Source organism: Bacillus sp. 5mfcol3.1 (genome assembly GCF_900114335.1).
In the GTDB taxonomy this organism is placed as follows: domain Bacteria; phylum Bacillota; class Bacilli; order Bacillales; family Bacillaceae_G; genus Bacillus_A; species Bacillus_A thuringiensis_S.
Genome location: NZ_FOST01000001.1, coordinates 1,014,931 through 1,041,361, shown reverse-complemented (window position 1 = coordinate 1,041,361; position 26,431 = coordinate 1,014,931). Strand labels below are relative to the sequence as shown.

Sequence of the window (26,431 nt, the reverse complement as noted above, 5' to 3'; positions counted from 1 at the left end):
CTGTATGGAGCCTATATACTTTTATGCAAACATGAAACAAATTATCATACTTTTCGTTCCTGAATAAACATATTTAATAATGCGGACATTTTATTTGCACCTTTTTTATTCATATGATCACTATCATAAAAATCATCGTCACAAAATAATGGCGAATCAAATAGATCTATAATTTGAAAAGAATATTGAGTTTGAAAATCATTTATAACTTTATAAAAATCTTCTTTTAATTTTTTACTACTACAATTGAAATAATGTGAAGTAACAGGGAACACAACAATTAGTGGCTTTATATCATTTTTTAACAGTAAATCTAAATATTTTTTAAAAATCATTTTATTTTCAACTAAAGTATGAGGGTACGACAATTTAGCATGTGAAGCTGCTCTTATTTTCCCGTGTTCTTCAAAAGGAATGTGAAGAGGAGTGGTATTCCACTCAGCATTTATCCAAGGCAGTATCAATGATTCATCTTTTAGTTCATCTAATAAAATATATTCAAAATGCAAATTAAAAATAGAAAGAAGTGGTTTCGGAGTATTTAGATGTGAGAATCCATCAGTGGGTAGAGGAGAGTGAACTACAGTATGATGACCATCTTGAAACAATGGATAATATACTTTGTGAATTCTATATGATTCGGAGGATAACGACATATCAAAGTAAAACGAGAAATAGGCTATTCCTATTAAACAATATTGAAATGAATGATTGTTTGATAAAAGTTGTGACGCTATTAAATAATCATAGTATAGATCTTGCGATGGAAGTGTTAATTTTATTGACTTTTTTGAGAGAAGCTCCGTACTTATGCCACAATGCGGATAAGACAAACCGGTAGCAAACAATTCATACGTCGGATCACTCTTTGCTTTTTTCATAGAAATGTATAAAGACATAAGATCCGGATTTATTTGATAGATAGAAATTAATTTATCCTTCCATTCATACATGTATTTTGTTAAATTAATAATTTTTGAACTTTGCACGCCCCTATTTATCAAGTCATTTGTAAGTTTTTCTGCGTCCCCTCTCCAAATGACTATATATTGAAAAGAACTTTCTATACGAACAACATCTGAAACGTCCACAACATGAACTATTGTTTTACATTTATTTTTGTCTAACGTATTTCGAATCCTATCCCCTGATAATTCATCACTTAAAACAATGATTTTATATTGCTCCTTCATGTACATCCCCTCCATTATATGTATAATATGAAATTCATTTTTAATTCGTAACAATCATATACACCTGCAATCTAACAAAAAAAATAGCTCCACCATTAGGCGTAGCTATTTTTACAATTATTGCTTATTCAAATTATATTCCTTTATCTAACTCATAAAGTTTACGATACTTTTCATTTTCTTTCAGAAGTTGTTTATGACTACCTTGCATGACAATTTGGCCACGATCAAGGAATATAACTTCGTCTACATGTTCTATTCCTACAAGATGGTGCGTAATCCAAATAACCGTCTTTTCTTCCGTTGCAGAAAACATTGTTTCAATTAAAGACAATTCTGTTTTTGGATCTAAACCGATAGTCGGTTCATCAAGTACAATAATTGGTGTTTCTTGCATAAGAGTTCTAGCAAAAGCAACCCTTTGTCTTTCCCCACCAGAAAACCGCTTTCCCATTTCATGCATTTTTGTTTGTAATCCGTCTGGAAGAGAAGTAACATGTGAAGCTAATTGTGCTTTCTCTAAAGCTTTCCATATCTCTTCATCCGTCGCCTCTGGTTTGCCAATTCGTACATTATTTCCAATTGTCGTATCAAACAAATGGGGCTTTTGATTTAATACAGAAATATATTTAGATAAAAGATTCGTATGAGCTCGTTCACCATTTAGTACAACTTGGCCATTTACTGGGCTTAACGCCCCTGTTAACAATTTTAGTAAAGTAGATTTCCCTGTGCCACTTCTCCCTAAAACAGCAATTTTCTTCCCTGCTTTTATTTGTAATGATACATCTTTTAATACAATCTCATTACTATCTGGATAACTATACGATACGTGATTCAGTTCAATATCTACATGTTTTGGTTCAATATAATCTTTCTCTCCATGCAAATCCGTTTCATCATGTAAAACACTATCACTTTCTACGCCATTAAGACGATGGGTAGATTCTACATACGACGGTATTCGATCGATGGCATCTGCAATAGGAATAAGCGCGTTCGTTACAGATAAAGTCATTAATACGAAAGCTGCGATAACTGTAGGAGCAATTTGTTCACTTGCCGCTTCATTACCAGTCCATATGATCATCGAAATAACTACAATACCTACTACTAATTGAATGATACTGTCCCGAATATGATACCAGCGTTTCACTCTCTTTTCGATTTTTAACAACTGATCATTTTGTTTTACATACTCATTAATAAATTCATCTTTACGACCACTTGCTTGCCAATCAGATAATCCAAAAACAGCATCTGTCAGTTGTTGATACAAACGGTTTCTTCCTTGCTTTAAAGTAACATGATGTTTCTTCATCAAAAGTAATGATACAAACGGAAGAAGAAAAACGATAATAGCTAACATACAACCTACAATAAGTGCAAAAACAAAATCAAATGCACCGATAACAAGTACGAAGATACTATAAACAACTAGCGCTAATATGCTAGGAAATATTGTACGTAAATATAGGTTTTGCAAATGCTCTATATCTTCGGATAACACTCCTAACATATCACCCGTTTGAAATCGAGAACGGAAAAATAACGCCTGTGGTTCTACTATTCTATATAGCCTCGTTCTCATTTTTTCTAATATACGTAGTACGACATCATGTCCAACTAAGCGCTCTATATAATGAAATACAGCTTGCCCTATACTAAACGCTCTTGTTGCAACAATAGGAACATATACAGCCATTACATTTTCTGGTCTAAGGGCAGATTTTGAGATCAAATAACCTGAAATAAAAAGTAACATCGCTCCTGAACTAACTCCAAGAAGACCAAGGAAAATAGTTAAAGTCATTCTACCTTTATTTTGTTTTATATAAGGTTTAACCCAGTTACTCATTTCTCTCCCCTCTCTTCCCTATGAAAATGTAATGTCTCATTCTCTAAAAGTTCTTCATACGTCCCACTTTCTTTCATTTCCCCTTTATTTAAAATAAGAATATGGTCCATTTGTTTCATCCAATGTAGACGGTGGGTTGCTAAAAATACTAACTTTCCATTAAATAGACGTAACATCGCTTGCTTTATTTCAAATTCGGTTTCAATATCAAGATGTGCCGTAGGCTCATCTAATAAAATGATTGGTTTTTTACTTAAAAGCGCACGCGCCATAGCAACACGCTGTTCTTGTCCGCCACTTAGCATACGTCCACCTTCCCCAATTCTTTCGTGCATCCCATTTGGAAGTGATGTAACGAGTGAACGAAGGCCGACTTCATTAATAACTCTTTCAACTTCTTCATCTGTTGCATTTGTTTCATAAAAACGAATGTTATCCTTTAATGAAAGCGGAAAAATATAAGGTTGCTGCGGAATATAAGCGATATTTTTTTGCCAATCTTCACGAGTAGATCCATCAACTTCTAGACCATTTACTAACATCTTTCCACTCGAAGGAGATAAAAAACCTGCTAATACGTCGATTAACGTCGATTTGCCTGCACCACTTTCACCAATAACACCAATAACACCGTTACCTTCCCAAGTAAAATTAATCCTTTCTAATATAGCCTTTTCAGATTCAGTATTATTAACTTTGATATCTTGTAATTTCAAGCTACTAGAGGCATTCCATACTATGTCTTCGTTTAAATCTTTCTTTTGTATTCCTTTTTGTTGTTGCAAAATCTCTTCTATTTGCTCCATCGCAATTTGTCCATCTAATGTCGCATGATAATTTGCTCCCACTTGTTTAATCGGCAGAAAATATTCCGGAGCTAAAATCAAAATTGTAAGGGCTGGTAATAGTATAATCGTTCCATCTATTAAACGTATCCCTAATCCAACTGCCACAAACGCGATTGATAAACTCGTAAAGAAATCTAATGCAAAAGAAGAAAGAAAAGCAACTCGCAAAGTACGCATCGTTGCTTTTCTATACCTTTTACTTACTTTTTCAATCTTTCCTTCGTGCTGTTCACTTTTCCCTAAATACTTTAATGTTTCTAAACCTTTTAACGTATCTACAAAATGGTTCGAAAGTACACGATATATCTCGTACTGACTATCTGCCATTTTTTGCGCTGCTAATCCGAGAAGAATCATAAATATGATCACGATAGGAATCGTTACAACTAAAATGATTCCAGACTCAATATCTAGCGTAAAAACGTATAGTGCAATTAGACCTGGAACGATGCTACTTCTAATCATTTTAGGAATCGTTAATTCAATATATGTTTTAAATTTCTCAATCCCTTCAATTGATAAGGTAACCAGATGACCAGTTCCAACAGTTTGAACATACCTTGGACCTAATGTGAAATATGCCTCTATTAGTTGTTTTCTTAGTAACGACCCTGTTTTTTCAGCAAAACGTTCCACTAATATTTGTGATGTTCGAACTACTATGTGACGCGCTGCAAACGCGATACCAAAATAAACAATTTCACTTAATATTGTTTGTACTGTCTCTCCATGAAATAAAAACGTAATAGCTCGTGCTAAAAAGATTGTTTGCGCAATAATACTAAAAGCTTCTAAAATACTAATAATCGTTAACGCTACATATAAAATACGGCTACCGGGATAAGACGGAAGTCCTCTTTTTCTTTTCATTAGTACTCCAAATCGTTGTCTGACTTAACAGGTTGTCTAAATACATAATAACTCCATATTTGACTTCCGATAACGAAAGGCAAAATAGCAATCGCAAAGTAAGTCATAAGTTTTAATGCATAAGCTCCTGATGCTGCGTTGTAAATTGTCAAATCATTCATTGCTCCTAAAGAGCTAATCATAACACGTGGGAACATACCGATAAATACACTCGCACTTAGTAAAATGATTGTTAAACTCGTCATAAAGAAAGCCCAACCATCTCTTCTTCTTTTATTTAATAAAGTGGACACTAATAGTGCTACAAAAGCTCCGATTGGCACCATAATCCATTCTGTTCCATGAGCAGTGAAAATGTCGGTTTTCCATAACCCCACACCAGCAAAAACAAGAAGTGTAATTAATGAAAATGGTGCAATTTTTATTGCAGCAATTCGTGCACGTTCTCTCAATTTACCAGTTGTACGTATCGTAAGAAATTGTAATCCGTGAACAATACATAGCAGGAGAAACATTACTCCTCCAAGTAACGCAAATGGATGAAGTAATTGCAAGAATCCACCTACAACATTTTTACTCTCATCAATAGGTACACCTACCATAAAGTTTGCAATCGCAACTCCCCAAAGGATAGGAGGTAACATACTTCCAATAAACATCCCCCAATCCCATGCACTCTTCCATTTATGATTATCTATTTTCGCGCGAAATTTAAAAGAAACACCTCTTAAAATTAAAGCAAGAAGCATAAATACAAATGGAATATAAAAACCACTAAATAAAGTTGCATACCAGTGCGGAAATGCTGCAAACATCGCTCCGCCAGCACAAACAAGCCATACTTCATTCGCGTGCCAGAACGGTCCTATTGTATTTAAGTAAACTCGTTTTTCAAAATCATTCTTTCCTAAAAACCTCGAAACCATTCCTACCCCAAAGTCGAAACCTTCCAGTACAAAGAATCCAACAAATAAGATTGCAATAACTAAAAACCATAACTCATTAAGAGATAACATACTCTTCCTCCTTATCAAATGGATCATGGCTTTGATAATCCTTTTTCGTTTTCTTATTCTTGTGGCCCTTAATGGTACGAACAAATAAGTACACACAAATTCCACCCATAATTAAATACATTGATGTGAATGAAATAAGTGAGAATAATACTTCACCGAATGTTACATTTGGTGATACAGCATCTTCTGTTTTCATTACACCAAATACAACCCAAGGTTGACGACCCATTTCAGTCATAATCCACCCTACTGTATTACCGATGAATGGAAGAGAAATTGCATACACCATTAATTTTAAATACCACGTTTTTTCCGCTAAACGATCTTTTCTTGATAAGAACCATCCGTAAGCTCCTAGAAGAAGCATGAATGTTCCACTCATTACCATCGCTCTAAAACTCCAAAACATTGTATGCACTGGAGGAATATAATCTCCAGGTCCATATTTTTCCTCATATTGTTTTTGAATTTGATTCATCCCTTCAACTTGACCGCTAAACTTATCATACGATAATAGACTTAGCATATAAGGGATTTGAATTTCAAACGAATTTTCTTTCTTCTCTGTATCAATTTTCGAAAATACTGTAAATGGTGCTGGATCCTCACTTGTATTCCATAGCGCTTCGGCTGCCGCCATCTTCATTGGATGTGTCTTAATTAATTGTTGCGCTTGTGCATGACCGAAGAATAATACAAGCGCCGTTGTAATTGTTCCAACAATGATAGAAATTCGGAAAGATTTTTTAAATACTACAGTTTCTTGTCCTTTTGTAATTTTCCATGCACTTACACCAGCAATAAAGAATGCACCTGTTGCAATTGCCGCTGTAATTGTATGCGGGAATTGTACCCATAGTTGTGGATTTTGAATAATGGCTAAGAAATCATTCATTTGCGCACGACCATCAGCTGCCATTTCATACCCGACAGGTGACTGCATAAATGCACTTGCAGTTAAAATCCAGAATGCTGATAACATCGTTCCAATTGAAAGGAGCCAAATACACATTAAGTGAATTCGCTTCGGTAATTTATCCTCACCGAATACCCATAAACCCAGGAATGTAGACTCAATGAAAAATGCCAGTAATCCTTCAATCGCAAGTGATGGACCAAATACATCACCTACAAAACGTGAATACGTTGACCAGTTCATACCAAACTGGAATTCTTGTAAAATACCTGTTACTACACCTACTGCAAAGTTAATAAGGAATAATTGCGTCCAAAACTTTGCCATCTTCTTATATACTTCTTGCCCTTTTACCACATACAACGTTTGCATGATCGCAATAATAAAAGCTAAACCAATTGACAGCGGAACAAAAAAGTAATGGAAAATCGTTGTTGATGCGAACTGTATTCGTGCCAATTCGAGCGTTTCCATACTAAAATCACTTCCTTCATAGTTTTTATAATAAAAGTTAATTGAGCAATCTTATCAAACTCAATTATTAAGAAATACGAAAAGACAAAAACATTTTGTATGTATTGTCGAAAAATATGAAGTTTCAGTTTTTCAAACTATTGTAATGCTATTTTTTACCTTTTCACTATTTCTGTAGTGTTTTATTCGTTAATCGAATTGTATAATATACCTGCATAGTAAATTCAGGTTATTTTTGACGTATTATTGACATCATTTTGTCTGAAATATGTCTTTTGTCATTTTTTTGAATCAGATTTTTCTCATTAGAAAAATGTGTTTTTTCAATATACTTCTTACTTTTATATCTATAAAACAATCGTTTTTCTCTTCATATACTTGACTTTCACCCGAAAAAATGTCCTCGAAACTACCCTCGATAAATGCTTGTTTTTTGTCAAGAGAAAAATGTATTTTCAAAATTCAAACTCGAAATAATGTTATTCAAAAATAGAAAATAACTTCCCTCTTCCTCGACTAAAAGTTCATTTTTTTGTCATTTTTCCAAAATAAATAAAAAAAACTGAAAGTCGATTAGACTCTCAGTTTTTTATTTATTTTGCTGTATGTTTTCTAACGGCTGGTAAAATTTCAGTAGCAATTAATTCAATATTTTTCTCAATTTTATCAAATGGTACACCGCCAAAATCAATTTGTGCCATAAAGCGTTGTTGGCCAAATAATTCATATTGGTAAAGCATTTTCTCAATGATTTGTTGTGGGCTACCAACCATTAAAGCATCACGGTAATCTATTGCATTTGTAAATTGCTGTTTCGGATACCCACCACCGCGCAGTGTAAGCATACCAGCATTAATGTGAGGGTAATATTCACTAAGTGCATCTTGTGAATTTTTTGCCGTATAAAATAAACTCGTTGTCGCAACTGGTAAACTAGCTGGATCAAATCCACTTTGCTGAGCAGCCTCGCGGTAAGCATCTACTGACACTTTAAAGTTAATTGCTGGACCACCAAGTGTTGTTATCATCATTGGCACACCTGCACGTCCTGCTTTAATTGCACTAGCTGGCGGTCCACCAACCGCACGCCAAATTGGTAGGTTATTATTTTTAGCTCTAGGGATAACTGAAGCATGCTCAAGTGGTGCTCTGAACTGCCCATTCCATGTTACATGTTCCTCTTTATTAATTTTTAATAAAAGATCCATCTTCTCTTCAAATAACTCTTCATAATCATTCACATCATAACCAAGTAAACTATATCCTCCAATACGAGATCCACGACCAGCTACGATTTCAGCACGACCATTAGAAATCAAGTCAATGGTAGCGAAATCCTCATATACACGAACTGGGTCAGATGTACTTAATATCGTTGCGGAACTTGCAATTTTTATATTTTTCGTAGCTTGCGCGACCGCACCTAAAATAACTGTATGAGCTTGCGTTGTAAAATGCGTTTGATGACTTTCGCCTACAGCAAACACATCAAGCCCTGCCTCATCTGCTAACTTAGCTGTTTCAATTAGTTCGTGAATTCTTTTTTCTGGCGTAATTTTCTCCCCATTATGTGGATTTAAAACATGATCGCCAATTGAATATAACCCAAACTCAATTCCTTTTCTTGTATCTATACGGTATTTTTCCATAGTTACTCTCCCCTTTAATAATGTAGTATTAGTTTTTCTTCTAAAAACGTTGGTAAGTCAAGTATATCTCCGTATTACCTACCTCATCACTTGATTAGTCAATTGATAAGGTAAAAAAAATTACTCTTGCGGTAATTCTTTTTTTTCGCTATGCTTATGAACTTTCGTCATCAGCTCGTATAATATTTTCTGCTCTTCTTCATTTAATACATCATCAAAAAACGAAGATTGAAATGCAAGTTGCTCTGGCAATGCTCTCTCTAAAGCAGCTTCTCCTTGCTCTGTAAGACTAATTGTTTTCGTTTTCCAATCTTGTTTTCGTACAATATATCCTTCTTTTTCAAGACGAGTTAACATTCGAGAAATGCCACCTTGTGTAACAGTTACCTTTTCAGCTAACTCCATTTGTGTGAGTGGTTGATACGTACGTATTTGCAAAAGCACATCAAATTGAGCTGTCGTTAAATCAAAACGTTTTAAAAACTCATTTGACATTTGATTACTTTGGTTCGTAAATCGTATTAAACGTAACCATATTAATGATCCTATCGTATTATCACGCATGTTTTATCACTTCCTAGCGTTCATCTTACTATCACTTTACTACGCAAGTGATAAAAAAGCAAGATAAAATGTAATAAATATAGCGATAGAGTATTGCATAAATAATGATAAGTAAGAATTCATATAAACATGAATTCTTACTTATCATTATTCTTAACTTTTCATTTCATTCATTACTATATTTAAAGCTGCCATAGCTTTTGGCCAACCAACGTAAAAAGCCATATGTGTTATTAATGCAACCAATTCATTCTCCATAACCCCATTTTGTTTAGCTAGCTTCAGATGAAATTGTAATTGTTCTGTATTACCGAGACTGATTAGTGCTGACACAGTACACAAACTTCTTTCTCTTAATGTTAAAGTGGCATCCCGCCACACTTCCTCAAATAATATCTTTTCACTATAATGAGCAAATGCAGGTGACATTTCTCTCATTTTCTTTTTAATATGTACTTCAATAAGTTCATTTTTCATTTTTTTCTCCCTTTATTTTCACCATTTGTGCTATCCCTTGACCAAATGACCAGTTTTCAGCAGCTGTCTCATTTAGTGTAATAAAAATATCCGAAGTTTTAACGTCGGAATGTTCCGTAATTTTTAGGGAAACCGATTGATACAAATCTTTTTTCTGTTGCACCGTTCTTCCCGGTCCACATGTAATAGAAACATAAATCATATTCTCTGTTCTCTTTTCTCCTCTTTCCAACAAATAATATGGATTATATAAAAATTTGTTTTGTTGGTAAGGTAAGAACATTTGAAAATAATCATTTTCAGGGATGTTAAAATGTTCAATTAATGAAAGATGGATACATTCACCCATTTTTTCCAACTCTTCTTCATTTAATATGTTTTCAGAATAATAAATCTTCACAAAAGGCATAGACTTTCATTCCTTTTCTTATTTTTAATATACAACAAAATTTCATCGTGAAATGTGTAAAATCTCATATACTGTAACACCCTTATTCACTACAATATCAGGCTTCTCTTCATAAAACTCAAACCTACTATATCCCCATTTATCCGGATTATAAACGATTACATTCCCTAAACACTTTTCGTTGTTTTGTACATCTTCATTCATAGTGCTTAATTGAGTCCCAATCAGTGTTTTACTTTGAGAAATACTTCCTGCATATTCAACAACATATCTACTTTTCTTAAATCCATCACTTAGATTAACCACTAATGGAACACCTATATGTATTTGTTGCCATCCAAAAGATTGTAAAATGTTATCGTAATACCCTTCAAAGATAAATTTATTCATCCCTTCATGACCATTCCAAATATATAAAGGTGCATAGCAGTTATAAAAATTCCCGTCTTTCTCCGTTTCCGTAATTAAATAAGCTTTAAAATTTAGTTCTTGGAAACCATCAGTTTTATAGCCATTATCCTTTACCCTTTTCTTAATAATTTCCATGTCATAATCCTTTGGAAGAATGACCTTATATTGCATTCCAATCATGTTTATCACTCGCTTTCAATCTTATATACATTATGATAACTCGATAAGTAGCTAACGTAAAATAGGTATAAATTATGTTTGGTATCATTTATAATGATAGTGCATAAGGGGCTGAGATATATGGAAATAAATGATCTTATTATATTCAAAACTGTAGCCAGTGAGGGTTCTATTAGTAAAGCTGCTAAAGAGTTAGGTTATGTTCAACCGAACGTAACTGAAAGAATCAAAAAATTAGAACAAGAATTAGAAACACCCTTACTACATAGAGATAACAAAGGCGTTTCCTTATTACCTTCTGGTGACATTTTATTAGATTACACGAATCAAATATTAACTCTATTAGAAGAAGCGAAAGATAAAATTAAAACAAGTGGGTCTTCTTATATAATCGCGACGTCACAATCGATTTTGACTAATTATTTAAGTAAGCGTATTAAAGAAAATTTCATAAATTATCAAATATATGTAGAAAATAGTAGTCATTTGCCAAAATTACTGCAGCAACAAAAAGTTGATATGGTCATCACTTATGAGGATGATTCTGGTACAGGTTTTAAAAAAGTATTTACTACTTCAATTTCTATAGGCTTACTAAAAGATCAAGAAAAATGTATCATTGACTATTCAAAGGAACTCTTCTTCGTTAGTAATGACAAAAAGTGCCCTTTTAGAAATAAGACGATACAATTTCTAAAAGAAAATAATTTATCTCAGCGTCAACTTCAACAATTAGATTCTTATTCGCTTATGGAAGAGTTTATTCAGGACGGAAAAGGGATAGCCTTTTTGCCGATTAAAAATGATAAATTGGTACCAATTGAAGATTTTCCAGTTGAGAAATTAGCTGTTCATTTCTTTACAAATCAAAACTCTTTCAAACAAATCCCTGATGAACTATTTGGTTAATAAAAAATCCCTCCTTTATGAATCTAAAAGAGGGATTTTCATATTCTATACAATTGATTTTTCACACATTTTGCTCCACTTCTGCACTTTTCTCCTTCTTATTCCGTTTCATATTCTTCAGTCCCTTAACCGTGCCAACTAATCCTTTCGGGAAAACTAGCAATACGATAATGTACAATAAACCAAGAATAATCGTCCATCGTTCAAAGATTGGATACTCTGTAGCTAGTTCTGATAAATAATATTTTAGAGATTCAATAATTCCAGCTCCTGCAATTGCTCCAATTAACGTTCCAACCCCACCAATCATCGTCATCAATAATGCATTTAATGTCATTTCAATTGAAAATACAGTCGTATTAACAAAACGCAATGTGATAACAAATAAACCACCGCTAATCGCAGCTACTACTCCTGCAACAATGCTAGCAATAATTTTATAATGAAGCACTTTATATCCTAGTGCTTCAACACGTTGCTCATTTTGGGAAATTGCCTTTAATACTTTTCCAATAGAAGATTTGGTGAAAAGACGTAACAGAACAAAAATGATAAGTAAACATATAAGTGTTACATAATAAAACGTAAAACGATCACGGAATACGTCTGGTACACCAAATGTAAAACCATCTCCTCCGTGAGTAAGCCCACGCCATTTTTCAGCAAGTACAAAAAATAACTGTGAAATAGCAAGTGTTAACATTGCATAAAAATGACTTTTCAATCGTAAAGAAAGCAAACCAATTATATAACTAACGATTGCTGAAACGATAATTGCAGCTACTATTCCAATTAAAAAGTTCGTTATTGATACGCCTTGTCGATCAAATAAAAGCGCTACCCCATATGCTCCTATCCCAAAGAACATACAATGACCGAACGATACAATTCCTGTATACCCAAGCAATACATCAAAACTCATTGCAAAAATAGCAAAGATGAAGATTTGAGTGAACAAAATTAACAGGCTCCGTGAATCATTTACGAACGGAAATACACTTAAACAAATGAGCATACATACTCCGAAGTATACTTTAATTCGTTCCGATGTGTTGTTCACCATTTCACCCCTTTTCACCAACAAGTCCAGTTGGCTTCACTATTAAGAAAAATAGTAACATTAACATATTAATTGCAAGTGATAAATCTGGTATAAAATACGCTGTAAAAGCACCAGCTAATCCGACAATTAAAGAAGCAATAGCTGAACCTTGAACACTTCCTAATCCACCGATAATTACTACTATAAAAGCTAAAATTGCATACTGCATGCCCATCTCGGCGAAAATAACGCCCGAATACGGCGCTAATAAGAATCCTCCCAAAGCTGCCATCCCTGCCCCTAATAAAAAGACGAAAGAAAATATCGCTTTTACATTAATACCAAGCGCTTGAACCATTTCTTTATCCATTACACCTGCACGGATCATAAGACCTATCTTCGTCTTTTGGAGTAATAGTAGTAGTGCAATGTAAATAATTATCCCAATCAAAATAACAAATAGACGATATTTAATTAATATAATACCTCCGAATGTAAAACTTCCTTGTAACCATAACGGTAATTTTGCACTAATAGGGTTTGGCCCCCAAAATATTTTAATACACTCACTAAGAACGAGCATTCCTCCAAGCGTAACGAGCAGCTGTCGAACATGATTTCCATATACCGGCCTAATAAGAAACCTTTCTAAAATAAATCCTAGGAACATTCCCATGGCTACTGCTCCAACTAAAGCTAATATATAACTTCCTGTCATATTAAATAACCAAACACCTGTAAATGCTCCCCATGCAAATAAACCACCGTGTGCAAAGTTTAAAACGCTCATTAAACCAAAAATAAGTGAAAGACCTGATGCTAACAAAAAAATGAGCATCCCTGTTGAAATCCCATTTACAAATAAATTGATTAACACATCCATCCTTTTCACCTCGGATTCATGTTAAGAGATTCCTAAATATTTATGACACATTTCCTTATCCTTTTTTAATTCATTCATAAAACCGTTATGAACAATTCGTCCGTTATCCATAATGTAAAAATAATCGCCAATTTGACTAGCCATCATAAAATTTTGCTCAACAAGTAAAACTGTTGTTTTCTCTTTCATCTTCAAAATAGCTACCATTAATTTCTCCACCATTATCGGGGATAGCCCTTTGCTCGGTTCATCAATAAGTAATAATCCATCACTATTAATAAACGCTCTTGAAATAGCCAACATTTGCTTTTGCCCTCCGCTCAAGAGCCCACTTTTCTTATTCCAAAACTGCTTTAAATCCGGAAATAGTTCCAGCATCCACTCTATTTTCCCTTCTACTTCCTCACCTTTTCCCCTAGCAAGAGCGAAAGTTTCTTCTACTGTCAAATCATGAAAAATACCTTGATTTTCTGGTACATACCCTATTCCTTTCCTTGAAATTAAATGTGTAGGTAATCCACTCACTTTTGCACTATCATAATAAATTTCACCATCTGCAATGCGGTGAAACCCCATCACTGAACGTAATGTCGTTGTTTTCCCTGCCCCATTTCTACCAAACAGTACAGTAATCGTCCCTTTCTCAACAGCAAGAGATACTCCTTGCAAAATATGAAACTGATCTAAATACGTTTCTATATTATTCACTTGTAATAGTGCCACTATATAATCCCCCTAAATAAGCACTTTGTACACGCTCATCTTTCATAATTTCTTCTGGCAATCCTTCAGCCAATAACTCTCCATGAAATAAAACGATAAGATGATCTGACAAACCTAGTATCATATCCATTTTGTGTTCGATAAGTACAATTGTGCTCTCTGGATGTTTCTTAATATTTTCAATCACTTGTAATATAGCAGGGACTTCCTCAACCGAAATACCTGCCGTCGGCTCATCAAGTAATAACACATCCGTTTTTAAAGCTAATAACATCGCAAGTTCTAGCTTCCTTTTCTCTCCATGTGCCAAATCTTTCGCTAATACGTTCTCTTTTTCATGAAGTAATACTGTTTTTAAGAAACGTCTCGCCTCTCCAACTTGTTGCTTTAATTTTGCTGAACTCGGGAAAAAACTATAGTAATCTTGTACGAATGATTGAACACTTAAACGGACATTTTCAAGTACCGTTAATTCTGGGAATATGTTTGTAAGCTGAAAAGAGCGACCGATTCCTAAGCGTGTTCGATCTGAAATCGATAGTTTTGTAATATCTTGCCCTTTAAAATACACTTCACCTGTTGTGGGTGAAATCTGTCCACTTAGTAAATTAAATAACGTTGTCTTACCCGCACCATTTGGCCCAATAATAGAAATGAGTTTTCCTTTTTGGACAGTTAAATTTACATCTTTAATAACTTGATGTTCACCAAAAGATACGCTAAGATTTTTCGTCTCTAGCAAATGTGTCACGAAATCCCTCCCTTTAAAGCCGTGAGTATGAAAGAAATATGTATAAAGAGGGTCCCCCCTCTTTATACAAAAACAACAGAAAATTCAGTCTATTTATTTTGAACTGGTGGTTCTGTTTCTTTCATCGTTAATTCTCGCTCTAACACTGGCACCGGATAATCAATACCGTCTTGCTTTTTCAATGTGATAGAATACAGTGTCTGCATCGCTTGGTGGTCCTTCTCTCTAAACTTCATCTTTCCTTTCGGTGTATCAAATTCCATTCCTTCCATTTTCTTAATCAAGGTATCTACATCTGTATCACCTTTTGTTTTCTTTAAGGCTTCTACAATAGAAATTGCTGCTGACATTCCTCCTGCTGTAAACAAATCTGGCACTGCACCATTAAAACGTTTTTTATGCTCTTCAACTAGCCAATCATTCACTTTATTTTTTGGAAGTGTGTGATAATATACAGAAAAACCTTGCATACCTACTAATGCATCCATTGTTTTTAATGCTGGTATATCTGGCGCACCTGTAGAAATTTTAATACCTTGCGCTTCCACATTCATATCTTTCAACTGTTTCCAAGGTGAATTTGCCCCTGCCCAAACGATAAATAAATAATCTGGTTTTGAACTAATGATATTTTGAATATTCGCTGTAAAATCTGTTGAATTTGTATCCGCGTATTGCTCATTCACAATGTTCGCACCTAATTTTTTCGCACCCGCTTTAAATGCAGCAATCCCTTCACGACCAAAAGCGTTATCTGGGGCAAATGTCGCAATCTTTACATCTTTTTTCGCAATTGCTGCTGCTCCTGCAATCGCATCTTGTGAGGAACTTCTTCCAGTTCTAAAAATATATTTATTCCAGTTCTTCCCGGTAATACTATCCGCAACTGCCGGTTCTACAACCATAATCTTTTCATATTCTTCAGCCAGTGGTAAAACCGCTAACGTATCACTTGAACTAGACGATCCAACTAAAAAATCAACTTTCTCTTCTTCTAATAACTTCGTAGCTTTTTTAACTGCTACATCCGCTTTCGTTTCTGTATCTTCTACAACAAACTTAATCTTTTTCCCATCTACTTTCCCAGTTCCACCAGTTGCATAATCTAACCCTAATTCAAATCCGTTCACTGTTTGTTTTCCATACGATTCTAGCGGTCCTGTTAAAGAAGCAAGGACTCCTACCTTAATCGTTTTTTCATCCTCTGTACTTGTTTTCTTTCCTGAACAAGCTGCCGTTATTAATAACGAACCTAAAACACAACCAGTAAACATTGTCTTTAGCCACTTACGTTTTTTCATCGACATTGTGATCCTCCCCATACTTTACTTTCTGATAGAATCAAACACGCCAAAATCCCCTGTCCGTAATCATGACTAACTAATTCGATAGATAATGGAAAACTCTTGTAGTACCCTCTACATTCGGCACAAATATATAATCACCTTCCTATGTAATGGAAACGGACATACAATCAATATATATTCTGCAATCCAATTGAAAATACTGTTTCATTTCAGCAATGACCATACAAAAAGACTAACTTATTTTTAAGTTAGTCTTTTCCCCTTAATTAGAGTTAAGTTCTACTTTCTCTAACCCTTCAGCCAATTGTTTCTTATCTAGTCCTTCTCCTATTACTACTAAGTTTGTCGGGAAACCGAAGTCTTGTTCTAATAAAGTTGGTACTCCGAACGAATATTGGAATAGGTGAGGGTATTTATCTCCACGGAATTTCACAAAACCTTTCACTCGATAAATACTATCTGGTAAATTCGAAAGCCATTCATATAATTTGTCTTGATCAATCGGTTTCGTAAATTGATATGTCATCGTTTGTATATGTAAATGCTGTTTGACATGTAGTGTCTCATGTTCCTCATCATTTGGAAATTCTGCTTCTTCTATATCTTTTAAAGATATATTACAATACTTTGTCTCATACATTTTCGCATGATCATTTATTGCCTTTACTTCTTCAAATACTGTGTTCTTATCTTCATCTGTTAGTAAATCTGCTTTATTAACAAGAATGTGACTACCAAATTTAAGTTGCTCATGCAATAGCTGTTGTACATTTGCACTTAATATACTTCGGTTTAACCACCTTACTGCATCTAAAACGACTACAATTGATTTCACTTCCAGAAAAGGAGCTAAAATTGGCGAGACACACGCGTCTAACACTTCAATTGGATGCGCAACACCTGTCGTTTCTATATAAATTACATCTGGTCTTTCTTGTTGGTATAACGAATGTAATTGTATTTCAAGCTCTTCTTTTAACGTACAACAAATACATCCTTTAAGAAGTTCTCTTAAAACATTCTCTTTTCCAATAATATCTGTATCTACCGAGTATTCACCAATTTCATTCATTAATACTGCAACTTTTCTATTCTTCTTTTTCTCTGCTAACAATAAATTTTGTAATAATGTTGATTTACCACTACCTAAAAAACCACCTAATATATGAATCTCCACTTTATTCATTCAACCGACCATCCATTTCTTTACTTCAAATGTATTCAAAGCGTAATAATTACGATTTATATTTATCATTTTATTAAAAGAATGACCATTTGTAAATATAAGAGATTCACTGTTCATTTACTTCATATGCAACTCTAACTCCAGACTCAATTGCCCCTTGCATCCACCCATGTGTTAATGTCGTATGCTCTCCTGCAAAGTGTACTTTTCCAGATGGTGGTGTAATATACGGAAATAACTCGAGCTCTTGGCCTGGTTCGAAAGCTGTAAATGCACCGCAAGAATACGGATTTTTACTCCAGCTAAAAGATGTTCCAGTGACAAACTCACTATAGACGATGTCACCGTATATTTCCGCTAAATTTTTTAATGCGTAACGAATACGATCTCTTTGCGGGAGACTATCCCATGTTAACGCCTCATCTGCCCACGTATAACTTGCTATAACGATAGCTGGTCCTGGAGTATGAATGCCATAACTCGGATAGTATGTAAACCGTATCGGTAAATCAGTAATAGATTTACCTCCACACTGTCCCGCTTTCTCCCAAAATCTACTTTTAAACTCTATTGCAATTTTAGTTGCAGCAATATAATTTAATTCACGAATTGCTCTTTTTTTAAAATAAGAGAATAAATAGTATGGCTGAACTTCTACAAATCTTAACGCTGAAAATGGAATTGTAATAATAGCAAAATCACTTGTTATTGTAAATTGCTCTAACGTTTGTTCATGATTTCCTTGTAACATTACTTTATTATCTTCTTGTATAATTTTATCAACCTTATACTGCATTAAAATATGTTCCCTTAATTGTGGTAAGAATGCATTCGATAACTTATCCATTCCACCAGTTATTTCATAATATTTCGTTGTTGAAGTAAAGAAAATCATTTCACGTAATACTTCAATTAAGGACATTCCCATATAAGCTTCCATATCAAGAAGTACCCCAATCATATCTATTGCACCATCTGAATAATACTCCATTAAAAATGAACCAAGCGAATACGTTTTATACTTTTTTTCAACGATAAGCCAGTTTTTATCAGGATCCTTCTTAATATAATTTAGTATTGGTTCTAATACTTCGATCATTAGCTCTTCTGCCGTTTTTCCTTTTTCTTTATCCAAAACCGGATATTCAAGTACACTTGGATCATTTTCAAACACATTCAATCTCGTTTGAATGTTATTCGTATAAATGATATCTGCAAAAGTTTTATTTATAAAAAGGTTTAAAGGTAGTTTAAATTTATGAATATACGCTAAGGTTAACTTATGGGTGTCAGGGATTCTCATCGGTCCCGCATTAAAATATAAACCCACACTAAATGGTTCCCGAATCGTATACACTCTGCCACCTATTCTGTTATTTGCTTCTATAATCGTTACTTCGTGCCCAGCCTCTTTTAATAAAGAACCTGCAACTAATCCAGAAATCCCTGCACCTGCAATCGTAATCCGTTTTGGGTTATTCTTTTTAACAAGCCCTGCATGAATAATATGAAGCATTTCTTCCATTGTTAATGGGTTCCCCATACCATTTCCCCTTTTACAAAGGATTTTACTGAATTATATTCGGTTCACTGAATTCCTATGTTTTGTTCGCAGATTTGCACGGATACATTTTCAAATACTTGAATATCTTTTATAAAATGTAATAAACTAGATATGACTCTATAGAAGTAAGACGTATTATCTTACATAACAAAACCAATGAAATTGCGAGGAATTTTGAAATGAAAAAAGGTATTAACCGTGTTGTATTAGTAGGAACAGGAGCAGTTGGATGTAGTTATGCTTACTGCATGATTAACCAAGCCGTAGCTGAAGAATTTGTTTTAGTCGATGTAAATGAAGCAAAAGCTGAAGGGGAAGCAATGGATTTAAGTCATGCTGTTCCATTCGCCCCAGCTCCAACTAGAGTATGGAAAGGCAGCTACGAAGATTGTAAAGATGCTGACCTTGTAGTTATTACAGCTGGATTACCACAAAAGCCAGGCGAAACACGTTTAGATTTAGTTGAGAAAAACGCCAAAATCTTTAAACAAATCGTTCGCAGTATTATGGATAGCGGATTTGATGGCATCTTCTTAATCGCAACAAACCCTGTAGATATTTTAACTTATGTAACTTGGAAAGAATCTGGTTTACCGAAAGAACGTGTAATCGGTTCTGGTACAACGCTTGATTCTGCTCGTTTCCGCTATATGTTAGGTGAGTACTTCGATATTGGTCCACACAACATTCACGCTTATATTATCGGAGAACACGGCGATACTGAACTTCCAGTTTGGAGCCATGTTTCCGTTGGTATCCAAAAACTACAAACACTGCTTGAAAAAGACAACACGTATAATCAAGAAGATTTAGACAAAATTTTCATAAACGTCCGTGATGCAGCTTACCATATTATTGAGCGTAAAGGCGCAACTTATTATGGTATCGGTATGTCACTTCTACGTGTTACAAAAGCAATTTTAAACGACGAAAATAGTGTATTAACTGTATCAGCTTACTTAGAAGGTCAATACGGTCAAAAAGATGTTTATATCGGGGTACCTGCTGTTTTAAATCGCGGCGGTGTTCGTGAAATTTTAGAGGTTGAATTAAGTGAAGATGAAGAATTAAAATTCGACCACTCTGTTCAAGTATTGAAAGAAACAATGGCTCCGGTTCTTTAATTAAGATAAAAAGCAATCCAATTTATTTTGGATTGCTTTTTATTTTCATTATCTCCTATGACTTTTTAGTGATTTTCTATCATTTCTTATTTTTTAGTCGCATCCTCATTATTTATATCAAGTACATCTAATAAAAAGATAAAGATTGGTATCCCGATAATAAGCCCCCATATTCCGAGGAAATGCTCTGAGAAGATAAGAATCATAAATGTGTAGAATATTGGTAAATTTGTTTTTGCAGACATAAACTTCGGATTTAAAAAATAACTTTCAAGAGCATGGATTACTGTTATGAATACGAGTATGTATACTACGTACATAACTCCGCCTACGTTGTAAGCAATGATACAAAGTGGAAACAAAGAAATAATCACACCTGCAACAGGAATCAACCCTAGTAAGAAAATCATAACAGCTAATACAAGTAGCTGTGGAAATCCTAAAACGATTAATGCAATGACAGTAAGAATACAATTTACAACGGCAATTAAAAACTGAGCCTCAATTACTTTGCCGAACGATCTTGCAAATCTTTCACCAAAATATGCAATTTCCTCATAAAAGATTTTTAACTTACTATCTTTAAACTTAGATGTAAATGTAATAATACGCTCTTTTTCTAATAAGAAAAATAAGCTTAAAATTAGAGATAATAATATTTGTAAACTTACCTTCCCTATATTTGCTATCGATTGATAGATGACATCCACACCTTGTTCTATATATTTTGATACTTCCATCCCATTAATTGTCGAAAGTGCATATTTAACGATTTCATTATCAGGTGGATTTTGAAAAAATAGTTTAAACTGATAAATTAATTGTGAAATTTGTATCGTCAGCACAGGTAAATATTTATATAACGTTGTGCCTATAAAGGAAACTAATATTATATATAAACATGCAATAACAATTTTCCGGTTTACTTTGAATTTTCTTGAAATAAAACGTTGAAATCGATCCATTAAAAACGTCAGTATAAACGTAATTAATATTAAATTAATCATACTTTTTAATGCGTATAATACAAGCGCTACTATTATTAAAACGAGAAACCGTTGAAACCCTCTACTTCGAAAAAAACTCTTTACTTCATTCATTAAGAATTAACCTCCCCCTTCAATGGATGGAAATTGAATATATTACATTTTATGAACTCCTATAGACAATCTTTCTTACTAATTGAGAAGAATCCTTTTTTTCTTTTCATATTGTTAGATTCCAGTTATTTTTCATATAATCTTTTATAAACTAGGTAATTTTCTATTTTTAGACTGCTGTTCATACGCATATCCAATATTGAAAAGCTCTTTTTCACCAAACTGTTTCCCTACAAACACTACACCGATTGGTTCTCCATTTTTATCATATCCAGCAGGAACCGCTAATTCCGGATAACCAGCTACAGCTGATAGAAGAACTTCATCGTTATTAATCATAACTAGAGCATCCAAACCTTTTTCTACTAAATACCTATCTAGCTCTTTTCTTGCATTTTCTTGACTCGTTTGCACTACGTTTTCAAACTCTTCTTTCGTTATAACAGATTTTTCAGACCCTTCAATTAATGTTTGTCCGTATTTTATTCGTCTTTTACTATCCTTTTTATTAAACGCTATAATCTCTTCTAACGATTTTACCGGTACATTCTTTTGCCGTGAAAGATAGTCGTTTACATTATGCTTGAACTCATATTCTAAAGTTTGCAAATTATCTACACCCCCATTGTTTAACTGAATATAATCAGTCAATATTGCACCTGCATCTTGAAGGTCTTTTTTTATTTTTTCTGCTACTGTTTTTCTATTTTCATCTTGTTGGTCTACAGAAAAAAGAAGCCCTATCTTTTTCCCTTTTAATCCATCTATTGATAAATCCTTTGTATAATTAATTCTTTCTTTATCTTTCATTTTTTCTGTCATAACATCTTTTTCGTCATAACCTATCATTGCATTAAATAACGTTGCTGCATCTTTTACTGTTCTTGCCATAGGTCCTGCTGTATCAAGAGTTTCAGCTAATGGAATAATTCCTGTTCTACTTACCATACCTAAAGATGGACGTAACCCAACTACTGATTGCTGCGCCGCTGGTGCAACAATTGATCCCGTCGTTTCTGTTCCAATTGCAAGCGGCGCAAAATCTGCCGCAACTACTGTAGCAGATCCTGAACTTGATCCTGAAGTATCGAATGTAATCGGACCGTACGGGTTTAAATTTTGTCCTTTCTTCCCGCTATACCCGCTTGGCATTGTAAAAGATAAATAGTTCGCCCACTCAGACATATTCGCTTTTCCTAAAACAAATGCTCCTTCTTCTTTCAACTGCTTCACAATTGTTGCGTCTTGATCTGCAATCCAATCTTTTAATACATAAGTTCCTGCACTAGTCGGCATCACTTTTTCCGTCTGTACATTATCTTTTACAACGACAGGAATACCATATAAATTCGAATTTTTGTTTCTACCCCGCTCTTGATCTAACTTTCTTGCTTCTTCCATCGCATTAGGATTTATCTCTGTAACAGAATTTAATGTTATTCCATTTTGATCATGTTCTTGTATTCTAAAGAGATAAATGCTCGTTAATTCTTCATATGACAACTTTCCGTCATCAATCATTTTTTGCAGCTCATCTACAGTCGCATTTACGACTTCTTTTTCTTTTATCTTTACATTTTCTATATTGATTCCTTTAAGCTGATTATGTATCGGTTGTAGCACTCTTTCTTTATCATATACAATACGCTCAGGTTCCTTTGGAAAATAATTTTTATACACGTAATATCCGCCGACACACGCTAATAAGACAATGCCTCCAGTGATAGACAGCGTTACCTTTACCCATTTCTTCATGTTGCTTCCTCCACTCTATAAGATGCTTAGCTATACAAAAAAGAGAGTTACCTTTTACTTAACTCTCTCCAATCAAAATGCTAAATGAAAAAATGAAAGATTTCAATCTAATTACTTCTTTTTTTGCATTTGCTTTGCTAACATTTCTTTCACTTGATTATACGTTAATCCTGAATTTTTATTTAAACGCTTTACTTCCTCAACATCAGTACCTACCACTGTATATTTTTTCTCATCATTCATTTTTCTAATTCCCTTCTCACCGTATTATTTCTTATATTTCTTCCCTAAATGCGCATAAATTAACACCACTACAAAAAGGAAGCTGTTTTTAAGCACAGCTTCCTTCTCGTTACATATTGTATTTCTTAATAAAATTTCACTACATCTTCAGTAGGCAAGAACGTTCTTTCTGCTGGTTGTTCGTTTGGTTCACCAAATGGCATTTGACCTACTAAGCTCCACTCTGCTGGAATGTTCCAAGTTTCTTTCACTTCAGCATCTACGATTGGGTTGTAATGTTGTAATGATGCACCAATTCCTTCAGCCGATAATAGCATCCACACAGTATGTTGTAACATCGCATTTCCTTGATGAGACCAGAATGGGAACTGATCTTTGTATAATGGGGCATTTTCTTGCATTTTTTCTACAGTTGCTTGATCTTCAAAAAATAGAACTGTTCCTACACCTGCATGGAAGCCTTTTAGTCTTTCTACAGTCGCTTCAAAGTTTTCTGCTGGTACGCGTGCTCTTAGTGTTTCTTTAACGATATCCCAAAACTTTTCATGCTCTCCATCCATTAATACAACCATACGACCACTTTGCATATTGAAAGATGTTGGTGCGTGTAAAGCTGTTTTTAACACTTCTTCAATTCTTTCTTTCGTAATTGCATCGTTTTTTGCTACTTTACGAATTGAACGGCGGTTCACGATTGCTTCTTTTAAGTTTGTTGTAGTTGCTGACATTTTAATTCCTCCAAAAGTTTGTTTTATAATTTATTTTGTTATTTCATAACAAGCGAATTAGCAATATCCATCGGTATTACATTGCATACCTTCAAATGAATTTGTTTTATCCTTTTCAATTTCTTTATCAATGACCCTTTCTAGTGTTTCTTTACTAGCAAGCCCTTGAATGACTTCATCTCCAATCATGACAGTTGGAACAGCCATAATATTCGCTTCATCATATGCGTGTTGAATTGCTTCTTGATGCTTTTCTTTATATTTACGAGTTACTAAAGCATCTTTAAATTCCGCCTCAGGAAGTCCTACTTCTACCGCTAATTTTGTTAACACATCAATATCTTCAATGTTTTGCTCTTCTTGGAAAAATGCTGTGAATACGCGGTGATGATACTCATTACCTAGTCCACGTTCTTTCGCAAATTGACATCCTTCGAAAGCTAAATGTGTATATGGATGTGGTGAAACACGTGGCAAGCGCATATCGATTCCTAACTTCTTCGCTGTCGGAAGAATGAAAGCATCCCATGAACCTAATTTTTCTGGTTCATTCCATGGATCTATTTTTGAATATGGACTTGGACGTAATTCAAATGGCATCCATTCAATCTCTACATCTTTCTCTTTCGCTACCTCATCTAATGGACCTTTTGCTAAAAAACAAAACGGACATATAAAATCTGAGTATACTTTCATTTTTACAGTCATAACTTTTACACCTTACCTTTATTGTTGTAATCAAATTAGTTACATTAATGACAAAAAAATATAAATAGGATTTAAGCATTCATTTTTTCTTGCAAAGTTTCAAACAACTGCCCCATTGTAATATTTCTCAAAACTTCTTCCATCGCGGATTGTGCTTGAATTAAAATAATTTCTAACACCGCTTGAATATTCGCCCCAATTGGACAATCTGGATTCGGTTGCTCGTGAATATGAAATAGCTTGTCTTCTTCGACTACGTTCACTGCATGATACACATCTAACAATGTGATTTCATATAAATCCTTTAGTAATCCCGCGCCACCCGGTCCACGATTTACGTAAACAAAGCCAGCTTGTTTCAAGTACGACATGATTTTACGAATGACTACTGGATTTGTATTGACACTCTCAGCCATATAGTCTGAAGTACAAAGTGAAGATGGATTGTTTTTCAAAATAGATAAAATATGAACAGCTATGGAAAAGCGGCTACTAATTTTCATCGTAATCACCACCTCGATGTAATCATTATAGTTACAACTAAAAAATAAGTCAATCCTTTTCATAGATTTTTTATAAGTAAATTAAAAAGTGTCCCATTATGATATATGAGACACCTCTTTTTATTCTGCAAATAGCGCTTGAAATTCTTCAATAAATAGCTGCACAGCGATTGAAGAATCCTTTAATGAAGGAACAGCTAAAGCAATTTCTCTCCATACTTGTGGTTCCAATTCTCTCGTTTGCACATTTTTTGGTAAATTCGTTAAAGATAATTCAGCTAATATTGCAATGCCCAATCCTTCTTGAATCATATTTAAAGCTGTAGTAACTGTCGAAATTACATATTCAGCCCGAAGTGGTACGTTTGCTTGTTTAAACATATCAATAATGGGTGGTTCGTATCCGCCCTTACATAATATGATCGGTTCATTCTCTAAATCACAAATTGTAAGAGCGTCCTTCTTACAGAGAGGATGATCCTCTCTTAAGATAGCAACCATTTTCCCCTTCGTTAATGGAACAATCTCCATATCTTTATTAGGCAAAATAACAATTCCTATATCAATAACCCTCGATACTAACCAATCTTCAACTTCTTTAATCGTTCCTTCACAAAGAACGACTTCTAAGTTCGGATACTTCTCCTTAAAAAGGTTTATCATTTTGGGTAAGAAATGTGCAGAAGCGCTCGGAAAACTCCCAATTCGAATCGTCCCAACTTCGTGCCCTTTCTCCATCGCAACTTCTTGTTCAATCTTCTCTACACCGTTCAAAATCTCTCTAATATGTACAAGAATTCTGTTTCCTACATCCGTAACAATTAATCCTTTTCGTTTATCACGTATAAGAATCGTAACTCCTATCTCTGACTCAATACTTGAAATCGCATGACTAACAGCTGGCTGCGTCATATTTAACACCCGAGCTGCCTTCGTAAAACTACCTAACTCAACGGTTTTTATTAATACTTGCAGTTGTGTAATGGTCATAACTAATCACTTATACTCCCCATAAAAAAGATTCATTTTATTTATTACAG

General features: G+C 34.2%; 26 protein-coding genes. 2 read left to right on the top strand and 24 right to left on the bottom strand.

Annotated features, from left to right (window positions below):
* Positions 1 to 44: 44 nt before the first annotated feature.
* The 10 genes from BM089_RS05390 to BM089_RS05345 form a co-directional block, all read right to left on the bottom strand.
* Positions 45 to 1,193: a hypothetical protein gene (locus tag BM089_RS05390; RefSeq protein WP_000664248.1), complete on the bottom strand. Its 1,149-nt coding sequence runs from the start codon at positions 1,191 to 1,193 to the stop codon at positions 45 to 47.
* A 133-nt stretch (positions 1,194 to 1,326) separates the two neighbouring features.
* Positions 1,327 to 3,051 (bottom strand): thiol reductant ABC exporter subunit CydC, encoded by a 1,725-nt coding sequence (cydC, locus tag BM089_RS05385; RefSeq protein ID WP_065228660.1) that lies wholly within the window; start codon positions 3,049 to 3,051, stop codon positions 1,327 to 1,329.
* Positions 3,048 to 4,769, bottom strand: coding sequence for a thiol reductant ABC exporter subunit CydD (gene cydD / locus BM089_RS05380; protein WP_090976224.1), 1,722 nt, complete (start codon positions 4,767 to 4,769; stop codon positions 3,048 to 3,050). Before cydD ends, cydC begins: the two co-directional genes overlap by 4 nt.
* Positions 4,769 to 5,785, bottom strand: coding sequence for a cytochrome d ubiquinol oxidase subunit II (gene cydB, locus BM089_RS05375; protein ID WP_000950083.1), 1,017 nt, complete (start codon positions 5,783 to 5,785; stop codon positions 4,769 to 4,771). Before cydB ends, cydD begins: the two co-directional genes overlap by 1 nt.
* Positions 5,772 to 7,175, bottom strand: coding sequence for a cytochrome ubiquinol oxidase subunit I (gene cydA, locus BM089_RS05370; protein WP_000448869.1), 1,404 nt, complete (start codon positions 7,173 to 7,175; stop codon positions 5,772 to 5,774). The genes cydB and cydA overlap by 14 nt, the downstream gene beginning before the upstream one ends.
* A gap of 593 nt (positions 7,176 to 7,768) precedes the next feature.
* A complete protein-coding gene (locus BM089_RS05365; protein WP_079519245.1) occupies positions 7,769 to 8,824 on the bottom strand; it encodes an LLM class flavin-dependent oxidoreductase in 1,056 nt (351 codons plus the stop codon).
* Between the two features lie 120 nt (positions 8,825 to 8,944).
* Positions 8,945 to 9,388 carry a MarR family winged helix-turn-helix transcriptional regulator gene (locus BM089_RS05360; protein ID WP_001205523.1) on the bottom strand — a complete coding sequence of 148 codons (444 nt, stop codon included), beginning with the start codon at positions 9,386 to 9,388 and terminating at the stop codon, positions 8,945 to 8,947.
* A gap of 153 nt (positions 9,389 to 9,541) precedes the next feature.
* Entirely contained in the window at positions 9,542 to 9,865 is a 324-nt protein-coding gene (locus BM089_RS05355; protein WP_000787201.1) for a carboxymuconolactone decarboxylase family protein, read from the bottom strand.
* On the bottom strand, positions 9,855 to 10,274 hold the full coding sequence (locus BM089_RS05350) for a tautomerase family protein (protein ID WP_090976222.1): 420 nt from the start codon (positions 10,272 to 10,274) through the stop codon (positions 9,855 to 9,857). The genes BM089_RS05355 and BM089_RS05350 overlap by 11 nt, the downstream gene beginning before the upstream one ends.
* A 42-nt stretch (positions 10,275 to 10,316) precedes the next feature.
* On the bottom strand, positions 10,317 to 10,865 hold the full coding sequence (locus BM089_RS05345; RefSeq protein ID WP_000579908.1) for a DUF4865 family protein: 549 nt from the start codon (positions 10,863 to 10,865) through the stop codon (positions 10,317 to 10,319).
* Positions 10,866 to 10,985: 120 nt separating this feature from the next.
* Here BM089_RS05345 and BM089_RS05340 point away from each other — a divergent pair, with 120 nt between their 5' ends.
* Positions 10,986 to 11,774: a LysR family transcriptional regulator gene (locus tag BM089_RS05340; RefSeq protein WP_090976220.1), complete on the top strand. Its 789-nt coding sequence runs from the start codon at positions 10,986 to 10,988 to the stop codon at positions 11,772 to 11,774.
* A gap of 61 nt (positions 11,775 to 11,835) precedes the next feature.
* Here BM089_RS05340 and BM089_RS05335 read toward each other — a convergent pair whose 3' ends face one another.
* The 7 genes from BM089_RS05335 to BM089_RS05300 all read right to left on the bottom strand — a co-directional run bounded on the left by BM089_RS05335 (position 11,836) and on the right by BM089_RS05300 (position 19,209).
* Entirely contained in the window at positions 11,836 to 12,789 is a 954-nt protein-coding gene (locus BM089_RS05335) for a branched-chain amino acid ABC transporter permease (RefSeq protein WP_002040965.1), read from the bottom strand.
* A 49-nt stretch (positions 12,790 to 12,838) separates the two neighbouring features.
* Positions 12,839 to 13,699, bottom strand: coding sequence for a branched-chain amino acid ABC transporter permease (locus tag BM089_RS05330; RefSeq protein ID WP_090976216.1), 861 nt, complete (start codon positions 13,697 to 13,699; stop codon positions 12,839 to 12,841).
* 21 nt (positions 13,700 to 13,720) lie between these two features.
* Complete coding sequence (locus BM089_RS05325; protein WP_001196696.1) at positions 13,721 to 14,422, bottom strand: ABC transporter ATP-binding protein; 702 nt, start codon at positions 14,420 to 14,422, stop codon at positions 13,721 to 13,723.
* The gene (locus BM089_RS05320) at positions 14,400 to 15,173 is read right to left on the bottom strand and encodes an ABC transporter ATP-binding protein (RefSeq protein ID WP_000149338.1); all 774 of its coding nucleotides are present in this window, start codon (positions 15,171 to 15,173) and stop codon (positions 14,400 to 14,402) included. The genes BM089_RS05325 and BM089_RS05320 overlap by 23 nt, the downstream gene beginning before the upstream one ends.
* Positions 15,174 to 15,262: 89 nt before the next feature.
* The gene (locus BM089_RS05315; RefSeq protein WP_000061995.1) at positions 15,263 to 16,480 is read right to left on the bottom strand and encodes a substrate-binding domain-containing protein; all 1,218 of its coding nucleotides are present in this window, start codon (positions 16,478 to 16,480) and stop codon (positions 15,263 to 15,265) included.
* 262 nt (positions 16,481 to 16,742) lie between these two features.
* Entirely contained in the window at positions 16,743 to 17,666 is a 924-nt protein-coding gene (locus tag BM089_RS05310) for a CobW family GTP-binding protein (protein WP_001044941.1), read from the bottom strand.
* A 106-nt stretch (positions 17,667 to 17,772) separates the two neighbouring features.
* Positions 17,773 to 19,209, bottom strand: a complete 1,437-nt coding sequence (locus tag BM089_RS05300) for a flavin monoamine oxidase family protein (protein ID WP_000528024.1) — start codon at positions 19,207 to 19,209, stop codon at positions 17,773 to 17,775.
* A 200-nt stretch (positions 19,210 to 19,409) separates the two neighbouring features.
* On the opposite strand from BM089_RS05300, the gene BM089_RS05295 reads away from it, so the two are divergent.
* Positions 19,410 to 20,354 carry an L-lactate dehydrogenase gene (locus tag BM089_RS05295; RefSeq protein WP_000715321.1) on the top strand — a complete coding sequence of 315 codons (945 nt, stop codon included), beginning with the start codon at positions 19,410 to 19,412 and terminating at the stop codon, positions 20,352 to 20,354.
* A gap of 86 nt (positions 20,355 to 20,440) precedes the next feature.
* On the opposite strand, the gene BM089_RS05290 is transcribed toward BM089_RS05295, so the two are convergent.
* From BM089_RS05290 to BM089_RS05260, 7 genes are all read right to left on the bottom strand, one after another.
* Complete coding sequence (locus tag BM089_RS05290) at positions 20,441 to 21,454, bottom strand: AI-2E family transporter (protein WP_090976214.1); 1,014 nt, start codon at positions 21,452 to 21,454, stop codon at positions 20,441 to 20,443.
* A 144-nt stretch (positions 21,455 to 21,598) separates the two neighbouring features.
* Positions 21,599 to 23,209: an amidase family protein gene (locus tag BM089_RS05285; protein ID WP_090976210.1), complete on the bottom strand. Its 1,611-nt coding sequence runs from the start codon at positions 23,207 to 23,209 to the stop codon at positions 21,599 to 21,601.
* Between the two features lie 111 nt (positions 23,210 to 23,320).
* A complete protein-coding gene (locus BM089_RS31750) occupies positions 23,321 to 23,452 on the bottom strand; it encodes a hypothetical protein (RefSeq protein WP_000997344.1) in 132 nt (43 codons plus the stop codon).
* A 125-nt stretch (positions 23,453 to 23,577) separates the two neighbouring features.
* Positions 23,578 to 24,180, bottom strand: coding sequence for a nitroreductase family protein (locus BM089_RS05275; protein ID WP_001277011.1), 603 nt, complete (start codon positions 24,178 to 24,180; stop codon positions 23,578 to 23,580).
* A 57-nt stretch (positions 24,181 to 24,237) separates the two neighbouring features.
* Positions 24,238 to 24,888, bottom strand: a complete 651-nt coding sequence (locus BM089_RS05270) for a DsbA family oxidoreductase (RefSeq protein WP_000216673.1) — start codon at positions 24,886 to 24,888, stop codon at positions 24,238 to 24,240.
* 71 nt (positions 24,889 to 24,959) lie between these two features.
* Positions 24,960 to 25,391 carry an Rrf2 family transcriptional regulator gene (locus BM089_RS05265; protein WP_000704085.1) on the bottom strand — a complete coding sequence of 144 codons (432 nt, stop codon included), beginning with the start codon at positions 25,389 to 25,391 and terminating at the stop codon, positions 24,960 to 24,962.
* A gap of 120 nt (positions 25,392 to 25,511) precedes the next feature.
* Positions 25,512 to 26,381 carry a LysR family transcriptional regulator gene (locus tag BM089_RS05260; protein WP_090976208.1) on the bottom strand — a complete coding sequence of 290 codons (870 nt, stop codon included), beginning with the start codon at positions 26,379 to 26,381 and terminating at the stop codon, positions 25,512 to 25,514.
* Between the last annotated feature and the right edge of the window lie 50 nt (positions 26,382 to 26,431).